Source organism: Amycolatopsis sp. CA-230715 (genome assembly GCF_018736145.1).
In the GTDB taxonomy this organism is placed as follows: domain Bacteria; phylum Actinomycetota; class Actinomycetes; order Mycobacteriales; family Pseudonocardiaceae; genus Amycolatopsis.
The window spans coordinates 3,302,180-3,320,474 of record NZ_CP059997.1 but is presented as its reverse complement, the minus strand read 5'-3'; the positions used below and the strand labels follow the sequence as shown (position 1 = coordinate 3,320,474).

The window sequence follows — 18,295 nt, the reverse complement described above, 5'->3', positions numbered from 1 at the left end:
AACGAGCCCGCCGCTCCCCTTGGGGAGGGCGGGCTCGTTCGCTTGCGCCTGGACGTCAGCTACGACGGCACGGACTTCTCGGGCTGGGCGCGCCAACCGGGCCGCCGGACCGTGCAGGGCGTCGTGGAAGACGCGCTGGCGAAGCAGCCTCCCGGCGCCGCCGTCCCGAAATCCGTCGTCGTCGCCGGCCGCACCGATGCCGGCGTCCACGCCACCGCCCAAGTCCTCCACGTCGACGTCGCGCCTTTAGCGGGCAAAACGTCCTCGATGTTGGCGGTGGATGACCAGGGCATCCCTGACCTCACCAGGATGCGGCACCGCTGGAACCGCATTCTGCCCGCAGATGTTCGCGTTTTGGGCGCGCGCGTCGCCCCGAGCGGTTTCGACGCGCGTTTTTCCGCAACACGGCGGCATTATCGGTACCAGGTGTCCGATGCGCCGTGGGGAGTCGATCCGTTGCGGCGCAACGACACCCTGGCCTGGGGCCTTCCGCTGTCCGTCGACGTGTTGAACCAGGCCTCCGAGGACCTACTCGGCCTGCACGACTTCGCCGCTTTCTGCAAGCAGCGCGAGGGAGGCACGACCATCCGTGAATTGCAGCGTCTGGAATGGCAGCGAGTCGACGACCACCTGATCCGCGCCGCGGTTTCGGCGGACGCGTTCTGCCATTCGATGGTCCGGAGTCTGGTCGGTGCGTTGCTGCTCGCGGGGGACGGCAGGCGAGGCGCCGCATGGCCGGTGGAAGTACTGGAAAAGGGCGTGCGAGAAAGCGCCGTGGCCCCAGCTCACGGTCTCACCCTGGTGGGTGTGGATTATCCCCCCGATGCCGAACTGGCCGCGCGTGCCGATCAGACCCGGAACGTCCGCAGCTCCTTTTAGGCCCGCGTCGTCGCCCGCGCGTCGATGGCTTGCTGGACGAGTTCGAGGATGTGGCGATGATCCCCGGCGAGGTGATCGCGCGTGAGGGTGATCACCGCCCAGCCCTCGGCGATGATGGCGGCACGTCGTTCCCGGTCACGTTGTTGCTGTTCAGGCGCGTTGTGCCAGATCCCGTCGTATTCGATCCCGATCTTGTAGCGCTTGAGCGCGAGGTCGAGTCGATAGTGGCGTCGCCCGACGGGAACTGGGTGCTGGGGTGTCGGGTCGTAGTCGGCAAGGTCCAGGATCACCCTGGTCTCGGACTCCGGTCGGGATTCGGCGCGCAGATCCACCATCTGAAGTGCCTCTCGGGCCAAGCGGATACCGCGGTTGCGACGGCAGAAGAACATCGCCACCAGGGTGCGGAGCGGGACGTGCACCGCGCGCAGGAACGCGTCAAGATCGGGCACACCCTGGCGTAGGCGGCGTGCCCAGCTGCGTTTACGCGGCGATAGCCGCAGCACCAGGTCGAGCGCGATGCGCGCGGGTCTGGCGATGCGAATGCCCTGCCAGTGCCGAGACTGACGACGGCCTACTGCGGTCCGCCGGACGTGGATGCCGTCGATCGGGCCGAATCGATACTTCTCCGGAACCACGAACTCGACAGGATCGTACGGTTTCGCCAGATCGACGCCGCGCACGGTGGCGGCGGACCGGCCAGTGAGCACCGCCTGCCGCGGCACGATCAGCGCCGCGGCGCGACATCTCAGCTCGTGGGTCACGACGACGTCCGCGCGGGCGTAGGCATCCTGGAACAGCCGCCGTACCTTGGGGCCGCGCAGCTCGCCGGCCGTGAGCAGCCCGGTACGTCGCGCCCACGATCCTCGAAACACTTCCGGCAGCTCAGGGGTGCCGGTGACGCTGGAATCAGACATGGCTCGACCGTCGCGACCCGCACCGACAGTCCGACGCTTCAGAGCTCGTGGCGCCCCAAGTTATCCACAGCCCGCACACTTATCCACAGATTCGGTCGCGCCGCAGCACACGCCCGCGGCACCGACCACCCCGGTACGTTTAGCGGGCTAAACGTACCGGGCGGGCGAGCTAGCGCGTTTAGCCCGCTAAACGCGCAAGGGACCTAGTCGCCTCGGCGTACTGGGCCTAGGAGTTGCTGCTCCTTGGGGGTGGTGACCAGGCGCAATGGGCGCCACAGGTTCCGTCCGAGCGCGACGACCTGGTCATCCTTCAACGTCGTCAGCTGGCGCATCATCTGCGGCGGGAGCCGCCAGATCCGTGCGGCCAGCTCCGCTTGGCCGGCCGGGAGGCGTTGCATCAGGACCATGTCCGCGGCGTTCGCCGTCGCCGCTGCCTGTGGATGGAGGTAGGGCAGCACGTAGACCGTCGTCTGCCACGGCGACCGCGGCGGGAACAGGTCCTGCGGTGTGGGCCCGCCGTCGGTCACGACGAGCAGAGGTGCGTCCTCCGAGGGTCTCGGCAGTTCGACGGGGGACAGGCGCCGGATCTGCACGAGCGGGGACGGCTTCCCGCCCTGTTGCGCACCCGCCGCCTTCGGCAGCATCTGCCACGCGGCAGGGCGCCCGGTCGCGATGACCACCCAGGCGCCGACGGCCATCGCCCGGAGCGCGACCTGTCGTGCCAGGTACAGACCGCCGACCAGCACGATCCTGGTCGGAGCCGACCGAAGGGCCGAAATCGTCAGCGGTTCGCCCTTGAGACCCGATCCGAGCACGATCCCGCCCCGGTCACCCGAGGGGCTGATCGCGTCGAGGAGGCTGGGGTCCACTGTAAACTCAGGTGCTACGCCGACGTTGTGCCCGGCGTCTCGAAGCCGCGAGGTCATGCCGTCCCTCCCATCGGCAGCGTCGCCGCAAGCCCGTCGATCTGAAGCCCCCGCAGCGGGGTCAGCGTGACCCCGACGCGGCTGGAGATACCGGTCAACCGCTCGTCCGCCGCTTCGAGCTCACGCGGGTTGCGCGCGCTCATCCTGACGACACCGCGCAGCCCGATCTGCCCTTCGTCCTCAGACGGCGAGATCGACATCGCGACGGTCGACGAGAGCGCCCGCACACTGGTCAATGCGTTGAGCGTGTTGGTGATCTTGCCCTTCGGCCAGCTGGTGATCGCGTAACTCGCGTGGCCGATGCCCGCGGAAGTTACGCTCGTCCAGTGCTCCTGCAGCCCCACCTTGGAGTTGGAACCGGCCACCGCGGTCAGCTCGGCGGCGGAGATCCCGGCGCGGAGCAACTCGTCCGGGTCCAGCGGACGGGTGGGCACACCACGGGATTCCAGGGCGTTCCGCACCCGGGACAGTGCGCCGATCAGCGCGCGGTGCGCGCCGACCACGCCGCCACCGCGTTCCCGGATCGCTTCCGCGCAGCGACGCGGATCGAGGCGCACGGCGATCCACGTGGTGCGGCGCGCGGCCGCGGGCAGGGGCCCCAGCACCTCCATGTACGAACTCAACGCAGGCGAGTCCGACGGCAGCGCAGCGCTGCCGGGGTAGCAGTGCCAGATCATCTGGATGGAGTCGAGGACGACGCCTCGATCCTCGAGACACGGCGCCAGAGCCGAAAGCGGCAGGCTCGGCGCCCCGCCCGCCTGGGTGATCAGGCCGGGTGCGGGTTCGACGAGGAGCACGGCGGTCCAGGTGCCTTCGTGCCAGGCGAGGCCGACCTGCTGGCGTTCGTGGTCGATCCCGTGCGCGACGACGAGATCGGGCACGACCAGGCGCAGCAGATTGACGCGCGCATCATCGGGACCCGTGACGGAGTCTTCCTCCGCCGCGATCGTCTCGAGGCTCGCGGGCGGGGCGGGGTTCGCCACACGCTCGTGCGTCCGGAAGGTGTAGCGCGCGGTAAGTCCAACCCATTGGGTGAACCATTTCCCGCGCCAGCGCAGAATCGCGATCACGAGCGCCACCACGAGCACGCCGATCCCGACGTACAGCAGCGACTGGTTGATCGCGAGCAGGATCAGGCCGATCGCGAGACCGACTTCGAGCACGACCAGGTTGACGACCGGCAGCGGGCCGAGTTTGGTGCCCTCGTTCCGGCGACGCGACGGCGGGGCGATCGCGGCGGGCGGCTGCGGAGGACCAGACGCGGGCGGCTGACCAGGTGGCGGACCGCCAGGGCCTCCCGGGCCACCGGGACCGCCAGGGCCACCAGGACCGTTGGGGCCACCGGGTCCCCCCGGCCCGCCAGGACCACCACCGCGGCCGCCGGGACCGCGTGGCCCCGGTCCGCCGGGACCGCCCACGGGGCCGCCAGGTCTCCCGTGCCGGGGCGGTTGGCCCGGCCTGCCGGGCGGCTGAGCCCCAGGTGGACCTGGTGGACGTGGAGGAGTGGTGACGGACATCCGCGCGTTTCTTCCCCTCGTGATGTGCTGCATACCCCGAAAGCCGGTCCCGAGGTACCAGACCCTAACTCGGCTTGGTAGAAACCCACACCAGACGGTCCCCGTACGGCTATCCTGCGGAACCGTACCGCGACTGGGAGAGCTGTAGGTCGAGAATGCCGTCAACACCGACAACCAAGTCTCAAGTCCAGGCTTATCAGTTCGTTCTGCGCCGCATGCAGTCCGCGCTGGTACGCAGGGACGCCGTGATGCTGCACGACCCGATGCGGACGCACACACGGGCGACGATCGTCGGCGTCATCCTGGCGGCGCTCGGCATGATCGCGTTCATCGTCGTCGGGTTCTTCAGCGCGTCCCCTGCGGTGCCGGACGGCGGCAACATCGTGATCGGCAAGGAATCCGGCGCGGTCTACGTCGTGGCCGGTAACCCCAAGACGCTCGTCCCTACCTTTAACCTCGCGTCCGCGCGGCTCTACCTGATGGCGCAACAGAACAAGGGTGGCGGCGCGCAGGCGAGCGGCAGTGCTGTGCAGCCGACCGTGATCTCCGACGAGCAGCTCAAGGACATCCCGCGCGGCCGGTTGACCGGGATCGTCGACGCGCCCCAGTTGCTGCCGAACAAGGACCAGCGGATCTCCGACGACTGGGCGATCTGCGACAAGACGATCATCGACCCCACGCTCCCGCCGCAGACCGCGGCCGAAAAGGCGACGACCGAGACCACCGTGTTCGCGGGTGTGCCGAAGCTGGGTACCGAGCTCGGCACGAACGAAGCGTTGATGGTCACGGGTGACAACGGGGCGAACTACCTCATCTACCGGCTGCCCTATAACCCGAACCGGCCGAACGCCAACGCGGTGCGCGCCCAGATCGATCCCAACAAGCCGTCGGTGACCGCCGCGCTCGGGCTGCCCAAGAAGGGCCGCCACATCTCGATGGGCATGCTCAACGCCATCCCCGAGGTGGAAATGCTGACCCCGCCGGACATCGCGGGCGCGGGTGCCACCAGCAGCTTCGACCTCGGCGGCCTTCAGACCGGCGACGTCTTCGAAACCTCGCGAGGAAACCAGCCCGTCTTCTACGCGATCCTGAAGAGCGGCATCCAGGAGGTGTCGCAGGCGACCGCCGCGATGATCCGGGCCGAGCGGAGCCCCAGCTCGCGAGGCCAAATGCCGCAGGAAAGCCCGGAAAACGTCAGCAGGGTCCCGCAGGTGCGTGCCGAGGACCCCGGCGCGCTCAAGGTCGAGAACATGCCGCAGAGCATCCCGACCGTGCTCGACGCGGGTAAGGGCAGCCCGGTGAGCTGCCTCGGCTGGAACATCGTGAACCCGGGCACCGCGAACGAAGACGCGCACACGGCTGTGTACGTCAGCTCCGACATGCCGGGGCCGAAGGACCAGAACCAGGTGCTCAACATCCGGCAGCAGAGCCCGGACGGCCTGAAGATCGACCACTTCTACATGCCGCCCGGTCGTGCCGCGGTGGTGCGTTCCGCGACGTCGAAGGCGTCTTTCACGACCGGCCCGATCAGCCTGATCTCGGACCGCGGCCTCCGGTACGGCGTGCCGGACCTCCCGACCGCGACCGGTCTCGGACTGGACAACCCGCGGCCCGCCCCGGATGCCATCATCCGGCTGCTGCCGACGGGGGCATCGCTCAACACGACCGATGTCCGGCGCAACTACGACTCCGTGCCGGTCGATCCGAGGGCCGGGGAGTTCCCGACGCAGCAGCCGCAGGCGCAGGGCGGGCAACCCGGGAACTAGGACCGGGAACCGCGGGCGGCTCGTCGTCGTCGAACCCTGCACCTTGAGTGGGAAGGGGCATGCCGTGGCCGGCTTCAAAATGGACGCGGACGGCGTGGCCGCGTACGCGCAGACGATGCGGTCGGCGTCGGATCGGCTCGTCGAGGCTCGATCCGCCTTCACCGACGGCAGCCTCACGACGGGCACGTTCGGCGCAGTTAGCGGGCAAAACGTCGTCGGCGCCTACTCCCGCGCGGCCAGCGCGCTGCTCGCTCAGCTGAACGCGGGCGCCCAGGCACTCGAGTCGGCATCCGACACGCTCCACGTCGTCGCCGCCAGCCAGGCCGAAGGTGACGCCGACGCGGCAGCGAAGCTCAAGAAGATCAAGGACGCCTGATGACCGTGACGACGAACGGGGACGAGCTGCGGTCCGAAGCCGGCGGGCACCTGACGTACCTGTCCGAACTCGCGTCCCAGCTCGGCACCACGGACATCGTGGAGCAGTACTTCGATCCCGTGCTCGGGCAGTGGTCGGACCTCCGCGCTGAGGCGCGACGATGGCGCGCCGCGGGGGAGATCGCCGGGCAGGCCGCGACCGATGTAGACGAGCCGCTCGGCTCGCTGGACGCGGTGTGGGAGGGAGCGAACGCGGACGCATTCGTCGCATACGTTCGCGAGATCACCCTCGCGGGCGGCGCGGTCGAAGACGTCTTCGACTCGATGGCGGACGCACTCGACGAACTGGCGACTGGGCTCTCGCAGATCGGCCGTGACCTGACCGACCTCATGATCGACACCGCCGCGGTCGTGTCCGAATCGGCCAGCCTGCCGGTCGGCGGGGAAGAACGGGCGCGGAAGCAGCTGGTAGCTGCGAGGCAAGCAGCCAAGCAGCTGCACGACTCCATGAGTGATGTACTCGACGGCTTCGCCGAATTCTGTGCCGGCGTCGAAGACGGCAGGACGACCGGCGCCGGGATCGACCTCGCCCACCGGTATCCCGACGAACGGTTCGTGCTCGGGGAAACACGGCCCCAGCCCAAGCCGCCAGCGGCCGGGGAGCGGGATTCGAGTGCGGGCGTCGTCGGCGGGCATCTGACGATGTACGACTGGACCGAAGACGATACGAGCGCGGACGGCGCGACCTTGGCCTCGGCGGCCCACGAATCACCCGATCACGGCGACGCCGGTGTCGGGCACCAGACGGCCGCGGTGCCGCCCGCGGAACACGCGCCCGGTGTCGCCGTCCCCGAGGTCGAGGCGGCTCCCCAGGGGCAGCCGCGGGGAGCGCAGGGCGCACCGATGATGGGCATGGTGCCGATGGGGATGGGCGGGCTCGGGCAGGCGGGCGCCGAACGGCAGCGGAAGGGGAACGCCCGGCCGCAGACCGATCCGAAGGAGCTCTTCGGGAAACCGGAACGGGTCGCCCCACCCGTCATCGGCAAGGACTGACCGGGCCTGCAGTTAGCGGGCTAAACGTTGTGAGCGTGCCCTCAGGCGTTCTCGTTCCGGCAGGAGGCCCTCGACGCAGTTAGCGGGCTAAACGCTCCGGGCCCCAGGCAGGAGCCTTGGAACGTTTAGCCCGCTAAACGCAGCGTGGAACCGTTACGCGGGGTTTTGGGTGCTGCTGCCTTCGGGGCGGTTCCGTCGGATCGTGTGCACCACGAAGAGGGTGATGAGCAGGGCGACGAGTCCGCCGCCGGTGCCCGCCAGCGCGACCACCATCGGAGTCCAGTTCTTCGTCGGCAGCTCGGGCAGGCTGTTGTCCGGCGGTGGGTTGCCCGGCAGCGTGATGCCCTCCTCCTCGGGCACGATCGCGGTCAGCGCGGCGATCGGGTTCACCACCCCGTAGCCGACGAAGTTGTCCCGCCCCCCGTTCGCGCCGGGGTGCTGCGCGGTGCTCGTGATCCGGTGCATCACCTGCGCGGCGGTGAGGTTGGGGAACTGCGCCCGCACCAGCGCCACCACGCCCGAAACGTACGGGGCGGCGAAGCTGGTGCCCTGGATCGTCTGTTCCTTGCCGTTCTCGATGGTCTGGTTGGCCAGTTCCGACGAGCCTTCCGCGGGGTCGAGCGAGATGATGTCGGTGCCGGGCGCCGCGACACTCACCCAGGGGCCCCTGATACTGAAGTCGGCGATCCCGCCGGTGCTGTCGATCGCGCCGACGGAGAGCACCTCGTTGTTGAACCACGGCGGCGTCACGATGGTCTTCGGCTGGTTCGGGTCCGCCTGGTCGTTCTGCGGGCACCCTTCGGACTTGTTGCCCGCCGCGGCCACCACCACGATGTTCTTCTCGGCCACGGCGTAGTGGATCGCGGCCTGCAGCTTGCGCTCGCCAGGGGTGATGGCGCCGTTGAACGAAGGACGGCAGTTGTCGACCGACATGTTGATCACGCCGCCGACCATGTTGGCGGAATCGGCCGCGTGCCGCACCGCCATCGCCAAGGTGTCCACGGTCCCGGCGCTGCCTTCGCCGTCGCCCTGCTGACGCCCGCCGCCGCCACCCTGTTGCTGCGGCCCGGTGCCCTCGGCGGCGGGACCTCCGCCGCTCTGACTCGGCGGTAGCTGCGACTGCGACGGGGGCTGCGGCTGGCCGGAACCGCCCGGAGGCGGCGTCCCCGTCGAAGGAGGAGCAGGGGGCGCGGCCGTCTTGTCCGGTTTCTTGTAGTTCTGGCTCGACTGCCGGATCGTGACGATGTGCGCGTCCGGCGCGACACCCGTGAACCCGATGTCGGGGCCGGTCTTCCCGGCGATGATGCCGGCGACCTCGGTTCCGTGCCCGTCGCAGTCCTCGGTGCCGTCACCGGTCGGGGTGACGTAGTCGCCGCCCGGTTCGAGCCGGTCGGCGAGACCGGGATGCGCCCGGACGCCGGTGTCGATCACCGCGACCCTGATGCCGCCGCCCGCGCTGCCCCGCTTGGCCACGGCGAGCTGCTGCGCCTGCCTGATCTGGAGGTAGTCCTGCCCCCACGGCGCGTTCTGCACCTGGACGGATGCACCGAGCTTCCGCTTGACGCATTCCTTCGACTTCTCGTACGCGATGGGACCGTGTCCGCCGCCGTCGTCGGGCGGCGCCGTGCCGGACAGCGGCGGCGGCTTCCACGTTCCGGAGTTCGACGGCTGTGCCTCGGCGGTCACCGGGGTGAGGCCGGGACCGAGCACTGCGACGGTCGCCGCGAGCGTGGCGGCCGTGACCCGGCCGGGAACCTTCAATGAACGCACGCGCGCCCCCTTGCTGTAGCGCGTAGCTGGCATGCCCTTGCTCAGTTGCCGAGGTTGATGTGCCGCAGCGTCGAGTACAGGTCCATCACCGCGAGCGCGAGCGGGAGGACGGTCGCGATGCACACGGCCTCGATGATCTCGACGGTACGCCGCAGCGGCGGCGAGAAACGCTGGTTCGGGAAGACGACACCGACCACGAGCGCGGCGGCCGCGATGAGCACGAGCGACCCGAACACCCACAGCAGCCTGCCGAACGTGTCCTGGGTGAACAGCCAGTTCACCATGATGCCCGCCGCGGCCAGCATGCCGGTGGCGAGCAGCGCGATCGCCTGGCTGCCGTTGGCGTAGGCGCGCCCGCGCAGCAGCAGCACGAGCGTCGCGACGACGCCCATGATGATCCCGAACACGCTCGAGGAGCTCGACGCGATGATCGCGGACAGCGCGGCCGCGACACCGCAGCCGATCAGGAGCCCGGTCATGTAGTTGTGCGCGGTGTTCGTGCGGCGCTCGATGGCCGTGTAGTCCGGGAAGCCGGAATCTTCCTTGAGCTCCTCGGCGCTGCCCGGCACGTGCGGCAGCGGCAGCTTCGCCAGCCAGATGGTCGCCCTCGGCAGGATCGAGATGCAGCCCAGCGCCACCGCGGTCGTGCCAGCCGCGATCCCGGCCGCGGGATGCGCGATCAAGGTCGCGACGCCGAACGCGATCACCCCGATGACCCCGGCGGTCGCCGCCGCGATGAACGTGGTGATGCCCGAGCCCATCACGAGGATCGCGACACCGGCGAGGATCACCAGCAAGCCGCAGGCGAGGAGGAGGTTCGCACGCATGGACAGGCCGGGCACGCTGTAGAAGCCCGCGACGAAGGCGAACGGCAACCCGCCCGCGGCCGCGACGACGACCCCGGTCGCTTCCATTTGATAGGCCTTCGCGAGCGTCGCGCCGATCGCGAGGCAGGCGATGGCACCGACGCCACCGGCCACCGCGGACGCGACCGCGCTGCCGCCGTAGAGCGAACCGCCCATGAACAGGGCCAGCGCCGCGAACACGAGCGCGAGCCCGCCCGCGATGTGCCCGATCTTCCTCGCTGTTTCCTTCGTCCACGGCCGGAAGCTGTCCGGGTCCGATTCGGCGATCGCGTCGACGACGTCGTCGTAGAGCGGAGGCGGCGGGTTCTCGTTGCGGCGGCGCAGCTGCAGCAGCTCGCCGTCGACGATGCCGAGCGAGGCGAGGGTGCGGCTCGGGTCCAGCGGGGCGTCGCCGAGCTTGGCGAGCGCCCAGCCGCCGTGCCGCGCGCCGCCGTCCGGTGTGGCTTCCTTCGCCATGTCCAGCAGCATCGGCAGCAGGTCGGCGACCGCGACGTCGGCGGGAAGCGCCACGTCGATCCGGGTGCGTGGGGCCACCACCGTCACCCTGCTGAATACCGTCGTGCCCGTCGCCACGTGCCTGCCCCCTACCTGGAGAGAATCCTGCGGGTACTTATACCGAACTGCGGCGGCCACATCTTCGCCCGCCCGCGCGTGCCCGGCAAAGGCAGGCCGCGATGTGGAGCCCGTCGCGCCCGCCGACGGCCTTCTCGGGCGCGGACCTGTCGGTGGGCGGCCCTAGTATCAACGACGCGGAGGCGCCATGGTGCGTGTTCGCCGGAACAGGCTCGGTTGGGCGGTCTTCCCGCGCGCGGCCCACCTGGTTCGCTAACGTGTGGACCGGCCGCGGACCGGGCAGTCCGCACAGCCGAGTTGAAGAGGGGTTCTTCCGGTGAGCACGCTGCAGTTCAAGAAGTTGCCACGCCTGGCTGCGCCGCGCCCGCCGGGCGGTGAGGTGCACCTCGAGCCGCCGCCCGAGGTACCGCGCACCATCCCGGGCAACATCATGATGAAGCTGCTGCCCATCGTGATGGTCCTGTCCACCCTCGGCATGGTCGGCGTGATGTTCATCGGCGGCGGTGCGGCCGCGAAGAACCCGATGACCATGATGATGCCGATCATGATGCTCGCCTCGATGGGCGGCATGATGGCCGGTGGCGGCAAGGGCGGCGGTGCCAAGAAGGCCGAGATGAACGAGGACCGCAAGGACTACCTGCGCTACCTCGGCCAGATGCGGGACAGGGCGCGCGAGGCGATGGCCGACCAGCGCGCCTCGCTCGAGTGGGTGCACCCCGACCCGCAGATGCTGTGGTCGCTGGCCGCCAGCAGGCGGATGTGGGAGCGGCGCCAGAACGACCAGGACTTCCTGCACCTGCGCGTCGGCCGCAGCTCGCACCGGCTGGCCACCCGGCTCGTGCCGCCGCAGACCGGCCCCGTCGACGAGCTCGAGCCGATCGCCACGCTGGCGCTGCGCCGTTTCGTGCGCGCCCACTCGATCGTGCCGGACCTGCCGACCCAGATCACGCTGCGCGGGTTCGCCGCGGTGAGCATGCAGGGCGAGCGCGAGCTGACCCGCGGCCTCGCCCGCGCCATGCTGGCCCAGCTCGTGACGTTCCACAGCTCGGACGACGTGCTGATCGCCGTGGCCACCGCGGGCAGGGCCAAGGACGAGTGGGAATGGGCGAAGTGGCTGCCGCACGTCCAGCACCCCGAGCTCGCCGACGGCATCGGCCAGCTGCGCATGATGGCGGGTTCGCTGGCGCAGATCGAGCAGTGGCTCGACGCGGAGCTCCGCGATCGCCCCCGGTTCTCGCGCAACGCGACCCCCGCCCCGGACCAGCCGCACGTCGTGATCATCGTGGACGACGCGGAAGTGACCAGGGAAGAACAGATCATCCTCGAAGAGGGGCTGGTCGGGGTCACCATCGTCGACCTGTCCGACTCCATCGGGAACCTCGCCGCCCGCCGTGGCCTGCGGCTGGTGGTCGAAGAGGAGCGGCTCGGCGCGCGCAGCGCCGGCGGCGTCGAATGGTTCGGCAGGCCGGACAAGCTGAGCGTGGTCGAGGCGGAGGCGCTCGCCCGCAAGCTGTCGCCGTACCGCGTCGGCACTGCGGCACAGGAAGCCAGCGAGGACGAACCGCTGCTGTCCAACCCGACGCTGCTCGAACTGCTCGGCATCCCCGGCGACCCGATGACCTTCGACGTGCAGCAGGCATGGCGGCCGCGCCCGGTCCGCGACCGGTACCGCGTGCCGTTCGGCATCGGCGAGTACGGCCAGCAGGTCGAGCTGGACATCAAGGAAGCGGCGATGGAGGGCATGGGCCCGCACGGCCTGTGCATCGGTGCGACCGGTTCCGGTAAGTCGGAGTTCCTGCGGACGCTCGTGCTCGGCATGCTCGCCACCCACTCGTCGACCACGCTCAACTTCGTGTTGGTCGACTTCAAGGGTGGTGCGACGTTCCTCGGGCTCGACAGCGCGCCGCACGTCTCCGCGGTCATCACCAACCTCGCCGACGAGGTCACCCTGGTCGACCGCATGAAGGACGCGCTCGCCGGTGAGATGAACCGGCGCCAGGAGGCGCTGAAGAACGGCGGCAACTTCAAGAACGTCTGGGAGTACGAGAAGGCGCGGGAGAACGGCGCCGACCTCGACCCGCTGCCCGCGCTGTTCATCGTCGTCGACGAGTTCTCCGAGCTGTTGTCCGCGAAGCCGGACTTCATCGAGCTGTTCGTCGCGATCGGGCGGCTCGGCCGGTCGCTGCAGATGCACATGCTCCTGGCGTCTCAGCGGCTTGAAGAGGGCAAGCTCCGCGGCCTCGACTCGCACCTGTCGTACCGGATCGGCCTCAAGACCTTCTCCGCCGCCGAGTCCCGCGCCGCGATCGGCGTGCCGGACGCGTTCGAGCTGCCGTCCATCCCGGGGTCGGGCTACCTCAAGTACGACACCTCGACGATGGTGCGGTTCAAGGCGTCCTACGTCTCCGGTCCGTACCGGCCGTCCGGGATCCAGGCCGCGGGCCCGGTGGCCAGCGTGGTCAGGGCGGACAAGCGGCCTCAGATGTTCGTGCCGGACTTCGTGGAGCTGCCGCCGGAGCCGGAACCGGAGCCCGAGCAGATCGAGGTCAAGAAGGAAGAAAAGCCGGAAGAGGCGGTCGAGCCGAGCGAGCTCGACGTCATCGTCAACCGGCTGATCGGCCAGGGCCCGCCCGCGCACGAGGTGTGGCTGCCTCCGTTGAACGAGCCGAGCTCGCTCGACACCCTGCTGCCCAACCTCAACCCGACGGAGGACAGGGGTCTTTCCCCGGTCGGGTTCTTCGGGAACGGCAGGCTGCAGATCCCGCTCGGCATCGTCGACCGGCCGTACGAACAGCGGCGGGATCCGCTCTGGGCGGACTTCTCCGGTGCCTCGGGGCACGCGGTGCTGATCGGCGGGCCGCAGTCCGGCAAGTCCACCATGCTGCGGACGCTGATCATGTCCATGGCGCTCACCCACACCCCCGAGGAAGCGCAGTTCTACTGCGTCGACCTCGGTGGTGGCACGCTCGCCGGGCTCGCGGACCTGCCGCACGTCGGCGGCGTCGCCGTCGCCCGTCGTGAGCCGGACAAGGCACGCCGCATCGTCGCCGAACTCAACTCGCTCGCGAACGAGCGCGAAGGCCGGTTCGGCGCGATGGGCATCGACTCGATGAACGAGTTCCGCAACCGGAAGCGCCGGGGCGAGATCACGCCGGACCAGGACCCGTTCGGCGACGCGTTCCTGATCGTCGACGGCTGGCGCGCCATCCGAGACGACTTCGAAGAGCTCGAGACCACGATCACCATGCTCGCGCAGCGCGGTCTCACCTACGGCGTGCACGTGATCGTCGCCGCGAACCGGTGGGCCGACATCCGGCCCGCGATCAAGGACATGCTCGGTACCCGGTTCGAACTCCGGCTCGGTGACCCGACCGAATCCGACATCGACCGCAGGGTCGCGGTGAACGTGCCGGAAGGGCGGCCGGGCCGCGGCTTGACCAGGGACAAGCTGCACCTGCTCACCGGGCTGCCCCGGATCGACGGGTCCAGCGACGCCAACGACATCGGTGCCGGTGTCAGTGACGCGGTGGCCAGGATCCGCGGAGCCTGGAAGGGCCGCCACGCGCCGCAGGTCCGCCTGCTGCCGGAGCTCATCAGCTACGAAGACGTGCTGGCGATGGACCAGAAGCGGAACACGAAGCTCATCCCGATCGGCGTCGACGAGGAAGAGCTCGCGCCCGTCTACCTGGACTTCAACGCGGAGCCGCATTTCATGGCGTTCTGCGACGGCGAGTCGGGCAAGACGAACCTGCTCCGCCAGATCGCCCGCGGCATCACGGAGCGGTACACCTCCAAGGAAGCGGTCATCGTGCTCGTCGACTACCGGCGCACGATGCTCGGATTCGTCGAAGGCGACCAGCTGCTCGGCTACGCGGTTTCGGCCCAGCAGCTGGAGACGATGATCAACGACATCGCGGGGTCGATGTCACGGCGGTTGCCCGGCCCCGACGTCACGCCGGAGCAGCTGCGCACCCGGTCCTGGTGGACCGGGCCGGAGCTGTTCGTGATCGTCGACGACTACGACCTCGTGGTGACGCAGACCAACAACCCGCTGCGCCCGCTCAGCGACTACCTGGCCCAGGCCAAGGACGTCGGCCTGCACATGATCGCGGCCCGCCGCACCGGTGGCGCGTCCCGCGCGCTGTACGACCCGATCCTCGGGAAGATGAAGGAGATCGCGGCGCCCGGCATGGTGATGAACGGGTCCAGGGACGAAGGCGTGCTGCTCGGCACGGTGCGTCCCAGTGCGATGCCACCGGGTCGGGGGCACATGGTCAGCCGTAAGGTGTCCAAGCAGCTCCTCCAGGTTTCGTGGATTCAGCCCGACTGACGGGAAACCGGCGATGGTGCGAAGAAGGGGCGAACAGCGGCGGGAGTAGGGCGTGACACTGCGGGTAGCGGTGGACTTCGGGACATCGAGCACCTGCGTGGTCGCGTCGCTCAACGGCCGCGACGCCCAGGTCGTCGTGGTGGACGGGCAGCCGCTGATGTCCTCGGCGGTGTACGCCGCCGCCGACGGCACGCTGTTCGTCGGGCAGGAGGCGGAGCGCCAGGCCGCGATGGACCCGTCGCGGTACGAGCCGAACCCGAAGCGCCGGATCGACGAAGGCGAGCTGCTGCTCGGTGACACGGTCCTCCGCGTGACCGACGTGGTCCGCGCGGTGCTGAGCCGGGCTGTCAGCGAGGCACGACGGCTCGCGGGCGGCGCCGAGGTTTCCCTGCTGGTGCTGACCCATCCCGCGGACTGGGGCGCGGTCCGGACCCGGCTCCTTCGGCAGGCCGCCGGTGGGCTCGCGCACCAGGTCGCGCTGGTGCCCGAGCCGGTGGCCGCGGCCGTCTACCACGCGGCCACGTTCGCGCCCACCGAGGTGAACCAGGAACGAACGGTCGAGTTCAGCGGTGCGCCGGGCGACACGCTCGCGGTGCTGGACCTCGGCGGCGGCACCGTGGACGTCAGCGTGGTCCGCCGCGCTTCCGGCACGTCTCGTGGCGGGTTCCAGGTGCTGGCGACCAGGGGTGATCCGAGCTTCGGCGGAGCCGATATCGACCAGTCGCTGCTCGAACACGTCGGCTCGCTGGTCTCGGCGACCGATCCCGGCGCGTGGAGCCAGCTGGTCGACGGCAGGGAACTCGCGGACCGTCGCCGTCGCCGCGTGCTCCACCAGGACGTGCGCGGCGCCAAGGAGACCTTGTCGCGGCACGCCTACACCGACGTGCCGATGCCGCCGCCGTTCGCCGACGCCCATGTCACCAGGGAAGACCTGGAGCGGCTCATCGCCGCGCCACTCGGGCGAGCCGTCGAACTCACGGTGTCCGCGATCGATGAGGCGGGTATGCGGCCGCGGCAGTTGACCGCGATCTTCCTGGTCGGTGGTTCGAGCCGGGTTCCGATGATTTCGAGGCTCGTCCACGAGCGCACCGGCGTGGTGCCGACCACGCTGGACCAGCCCGAGACCGTGGTCGCCCGCGGCGCTCTCCGCGCCGTCCAGCTCGACCCCGCCCACCCGGCGCCCGCCCACCCGGCGCCCGCCCGCGGGACCCCGCCCCGCGGCACCGCGCCCCCCGGCTCGAACCCGGACCGCCCCACCACCGTCGTCCGCCCCACCGACCCCCCACCCCCCGCGCGACCTGCGTTTAGCGGGCTAAACGTCGCGCGCCAGAGGCCGGTGGGGCGTCCTTTGGTGCCGCTGCCGCCGCCTCACCCGGTGGCGCCCGCGCAGGCTCCAGAGCCGCCTAAGCCGACAAGAAGGAAACGGTGGTGGCTCATCGGTGCCGCGGCGCTCGTGGTGGCCGCCGCCGCGGTGACGGTGCCGATCGTGCTCAGCAAGAGCGGCGACTCGTCGCAGGCACAAGGCAGGCAGGTCGCGCAGTACCACTACCAGTTCGTCGCCCCGTCGGACTGGGCCCAGACCGACGACAACGTGCAGATCCGGCAGTCGGTGCTCAAACCGGCCGACGCGCAGCAGGCCGACGACCTCGTCGCCGTACAGGAGTTCCTGCTGGTCTCCGACGCGACCGCGAACCGGGCGCAGTTCGTCGACCAGCTCCGCGCGGGCATCGCCCAGAAACCGCAGTACTCGCAGTTCAACCCGGATGCCAGCTACGCGGGCAAGGCCGTCATGTACTACCGGGAGACGAAGCCGCGCGCCGTCACCGACTGGTACGTCTTGCCGAAAGGCACTGTGCAGGTGAGCATCGGCTGTCAGTATGCCGGGGTGGTGCCACGCGAACGGGTCGCCTCGGCCTGTGAGGAGATCGTGCGCACCCTCGAAATCACCAGCTGAGGATTGTGACAGCCGATGGTCGGCAGCGCGGGCACACCGCGGGACGCGGCGAGCGAGCACGCGTCGCGGGTGCGAGACGCCATCACCTACACGCGCCGGGTCTCCCGTGAGGCATCGGCGGCCAATGCGCGCCACCGCGCGGAGAACGCGGAACTGGTCGCCGAGTTCCGAGCCAGACGACTGGCCGGGCACGCCACCGATGCGACACCCACACGGGTGAAGGATTCGGCGAAGAACTTTCGTGTTGCCGCCGGTTTGCCGGTGCACGATCTTCCGGACGCCACCGATCTGGTTCCCCCGAAGCGGCGTTCGCGGCCTCAAGTCGCCCCAAAGAGTGAAGAGGACGAGGACTTTTCGCAAGCGCGAATCATGGTCCGCGGTGATTGAGATCGTCTGCGCGAATGTGGTGGACATGTTGTGGCACAACGGGTTTCGCCGTGTCGCTTCCTGCCGTGTTTGCTTGTGAAACTGCCTGGTCAGCGGCGGTTCCCTCGAAGCGCGTTCACTCTCGCAACTACTTGGGGGCAACCCGCGACAAGGTGGAACCGACCATGGCAGGGTCTTCGTCGTAGGTCCGTACGAAACAAACCGGCACGGGCAACCACAAACGAAGGGGGTCACACCCAATGGCTGACGGCTTTCACGGTGATGTCGAACTGCTGAAGCAGACCGAGAAGGAACTCGCGCAGGTTCACATCGCCATGGATGGGCGCTTCAAGCAGCTTCGCGGTGAGATCGACGCGACTCGCGCGGGCTGGGACAGCGGTCCGAAGGGGGCGAGCGGCATCTTCATCGAAATGATGAACAGCTTCGACCAGCACGCCCAGGCGCTGAGCAACAACCTGAACCAGATCGGTGAATTGCTTGGTACGTCCGGTACCAAGTACCAGGCGACTGAAGAGGACCAGCAGAACGCGCTCAAGGCAGTGGCTAACCACTCCGAGATCTCCAACATCCTTGGCTGATTCCAGCTCAACGGCACGTTCTTACTTTTACTTACGGGAGGGTTTTTATGTCTCAGATGAAGGTTGACTACGGAGTCATCCACCAGGCGGCTTCGGACTGCAGCAACACGCACAAGTTCCTGCAGGACGAGTTCGCCGATCTTCAGGGGAAGATCGGGAAGCTGATGGAGAGCTGGGACGGTAAGGCGAAGGAGCAGTACCACGTTCTGCAGGGTGACTGGAACAAGAACTTCCGCGAGATGTCCACGCTGCTGAACCGCATCGCGATTGCGCTGCCGCAGATCGCCGACGGCTACCAGGGCACGGAAAACGACGTCACCAACCTGATGTCGGGTATGTGATTTCCGAGCTGCCCTGACACGGCATCAGCGATGGCCCCGCTCGATGAGCGGGGCCATCGCTATTTT

The 18,295-nt window shown here is 69.1% G+C and carries 14 protein-coding genes; 9 read left to right on the top strand and 5 right to left on the bottom strand.

What is annotated here, in order from left to right; translation table 11 throughout:
- Window positions 1–48 precede the first annotated feature (48 nt).
- Window positions 49–879 (top strand): tRNA pseudouridine(38-40) synthase TruA, encoded by an 831-nt coding sequence (truA, locus tag HUW46_RS15410; protein WP_215549892.1) that lies wholly within the window; start codon window positions 49–51, stop codon window positions 877–879.
- On the opposite strand, the gene HUW46_RS15405 is transcribed toward truA, so the two are convergent.
- The 3 genes from HUW46_RS15405 to eccE form a co-directional block, all read right to left on the bottom strand.
- Window positions 876–1,793 carry an endonuclease domain-containing protein gene (locus tag HUW46_RS15405; protein ID WP_215547931.1) on the bottom strand — a complete coding sequence of 306 codons (918 nt, stop codon included), beginning with the start codon at window positions 1,791–1,793 and terminating at the stop codon, window positions 876–878. The two genes, truA and HUW46_RS15405, sit on opposite strands and share 4 nt — an antisense overlap.
- A gap of 203 nt (window positions 1,794–1,996) precedes the next feature.
- Window positions 1,997–2,719 (bottom strand): hypothetical protein, encoded by a 723-nt coding sequence (locus HUW46_RS15400; protein WP_215547930.1) that lies wholly within the window; start codon window positions 2,717–2,719, stop codon window positions 1,997–1,999.
- On the bottom strand, window positions 2,716–3,951 hold the full coding sequence (gene eccE / locus HUW46_RS15395) for a type VII secretion protein EccE (protein ID WP_215549891.1): 1,236 nt from the start codon (window positions 3,949–3,951) through the stop codon (window positions 2,716–2,718). The genes HUW46_RS15400 and eccE overlap by 4 nt, the downstream gene beginning before the upstream one ends.
- 440 nt (window positions 3,952–4,391) lie before the next feature.
- Between eccE and eccB the strand changes: the two genes are divergently transcribed.
- The 3 genes from eccB (at window position 4,392) to HUW46_RS15380 (ending at window position 7,430) form a co-directional block, all read left to right on the top strand.
- Window positions 4,392–6,002, top strand: coding sequence for a type VII secretion protein EccB (eccB, locus tag HUW46_RS15390; protein WP_215547929.1), 1,611 nt, complete (start codon window positions 4,392–4,394; stop codon window positions 6,000–6,002).
- Window positions 6,003–6,066: 64 nt separating this feature from the next.
- Complete coding sequence (locus HUW46_RS15385) at window positions 6,067–6,378, top strand: hypothetical protein (protein WP_215547928.1); 312 nt, start codon at window positions 6,067–6,069, stop codon at window positions 6,376–6,378.
- Window positions 6,378–7,430, top strand: a complete 1,053-nt coding sequence (locus tag HUW46_RS15380; protein ID WP_215547927.1) for an endo-1,4-beta-glucanase — start codon at window positions 6,378–6,380, stop codon at window positions 7,428–7,430. The genes HUW46_RS15385 and HUW46_RS15380 overlap by 1 nt, the downstream gene beginning before the upstream one ends.
- A 153-nt stretch (window positions 7,431–7,583) precedes the next feature.
- On the opposite strand, the gene HUW46_RS15375 is transcribed toward HUW46_RS15380, so the two are convergent.
- Both HUW46_RS15375 and eccD read right to left on the bottom strand, forming a co-directional pair.
- Window positions 7,584–9,233 (bottom strand): type VII secretion-associated serine protease mycosin, encoded by a 1,650-nt coding sequence (locus HUW46_RS15375; protein ID WP_215547926.1) that lies wholly within the window; start codon window positions 9,231–9,233, stop codon window positions 7,584–7,586.
- An 8-nt stretch (window positions 9,234–9,241) separates the two neighbouring features.
- Window positions 9,242–10,609, bottom strand: a complete 1,368-nt coding sequence (eccD, locus tag HUW46_RS15370; RefSeq protein WP_215549890.1) for a type VII secretion integral membrane protein EccD — start codon at window positions 10,607–10,609, stop codon at window positions 9,242–9,244.
- A gap of 346 nt (window positions 10,610–10,955) precedes the next feature.
- Here eccD and eccCa point away from each other — a divergent pair, with 346 nt between their 5' ends.
- The 5 genes from eccCa to HUW46_RS15345 all read left to right on the top strand — a co-directional run bounded on the left by eccCa (window position 10,956) and on the right by HUW46_RS15345 (window position 18,229).
- The gene (gene eccCa, locus HUW46_RS15365; RefSeq protein WP_215547925.1) at window positions 10,956–14,969 is read left to right on the top strand and encodes a type VII secretion protein EccCa; all 4,014 of its coding nucleotides are present in this window, start codon (window positions 10,956–10,958) and stop codon (window positions 14,967–14,969) included.
- 52 nt (window positions 14,970–15,021) lie between these two features.
- Window positions 15,022–16,923 (top strand): type VII secretion-associated protein, encoded by a 1,902-nt coding sequence (locus tag HUW46_RS15360; protein WP_254126197.1) that lies wholly within the window; start codon window positions 15,022–15,024, stop codon window positions 16,921–16,923.
- A 15-nt stretch (window positions 16,924–16,938) separates the two neighbouring features.
- On the top strand, window positions 16,939–17,310 hold the full coding sequence (locus HUW46_RS15355; RefSeq protein WP_215547924.1) for a hypothetical protein: 372 nt from the start codon (window positions 16,939–16,941) through the stop codon (window positions 17,308–17,310).
- Window positions 17,311–17,549: 239 nt separating this feature from the next.
- Complete coding sequence (locus HUW46_RS15350) at window positions 17,550–17,888, top strand: WXG100 family type VII secretion target (RefSeq protein ID WP_215547923.1); 339 nt, start codon at window positions 17,550–17,552, stop codon at window positions 17,886–17,888.
- 56 nt (window positions 17,889–17,944) lie between these two features.
- On the top strand, window positions 17,945–18,229 hold the full coding sequence (locus HUW46_RS15345) for a WXG100 family type VII secretion target (RefSeq protein WP_215547922.1): 285 nt from the start codon (window positions 17,945–17,947) through the stop codon (window positions 18,227–18,229).
- The last annotated feature ends 66 nt before the right edge of the window (window positions 18,230–18,295 follow it).

What these genes read in the sequence shown, in the direction of transcription:
- HUW46_RS15345 (WP_215547922.1), top strand. Translation starts at nt 17,945, where the DNA reads ATGAAGGTTGACTACGGAGTCATCCACCAGGCGGCTTCGGACTGCAGC.
- HUW46_RS15350 (WP_215547923.1), top strand. Translation starts at nt 17,550, where the DNA reads ATGGCTGACGGCTTTCACGGTGATGTCGAACTGCTGAAGCAGACCGAG.
- HUW46_RS15375 (WP_215547926.1), bottom strand. Translation starts at nt 9,233, where the DNA reads ATGCCAGCTACGCGCTACAGCAAGGGGGCGCGCGTGCGTTCATTGAAG.
- HUW46_RS15380 (WP_215547927.1), top strand. Translation starts at nt 6,378, where the DNA reads ATGACCGTGACGACGAACGGGGACGAGCTGCGGTCCGAAGCCGGCGGG.
- HUW46_RS15400 (WP_215547930.1), bottom strand. Translation starts at nt 2,719, where the DNA reads ATGACCTCGCGGCTTCGAGACGCCGGGCACAACGTCGGCGTAGCACCT.
- HUW46_RS15405 (WP_215547931.1), bottom strand. Translation starts at nt 1,793, where the DNA reads ATGTCTGATTCCAGCGTCACCGGCACCCCTGAGCTGCCGGAAGTGTTT.
- eccB (WP_215547929.1), top strand. Translation starts at nt 4,392, where the DNA reads ATGCCGTCAACACCGACAACCAAGTCTCAAGTCCAGGCTTATCAGTTC.
- HUW46_RS15355 (WP_215547924.1), top strand. Translation starts at nt 16,939, where the DNA reads ATGGTCGGCAGCGCGGGCACACCGCGGGACGCGGCGAGCGAGCACGCG.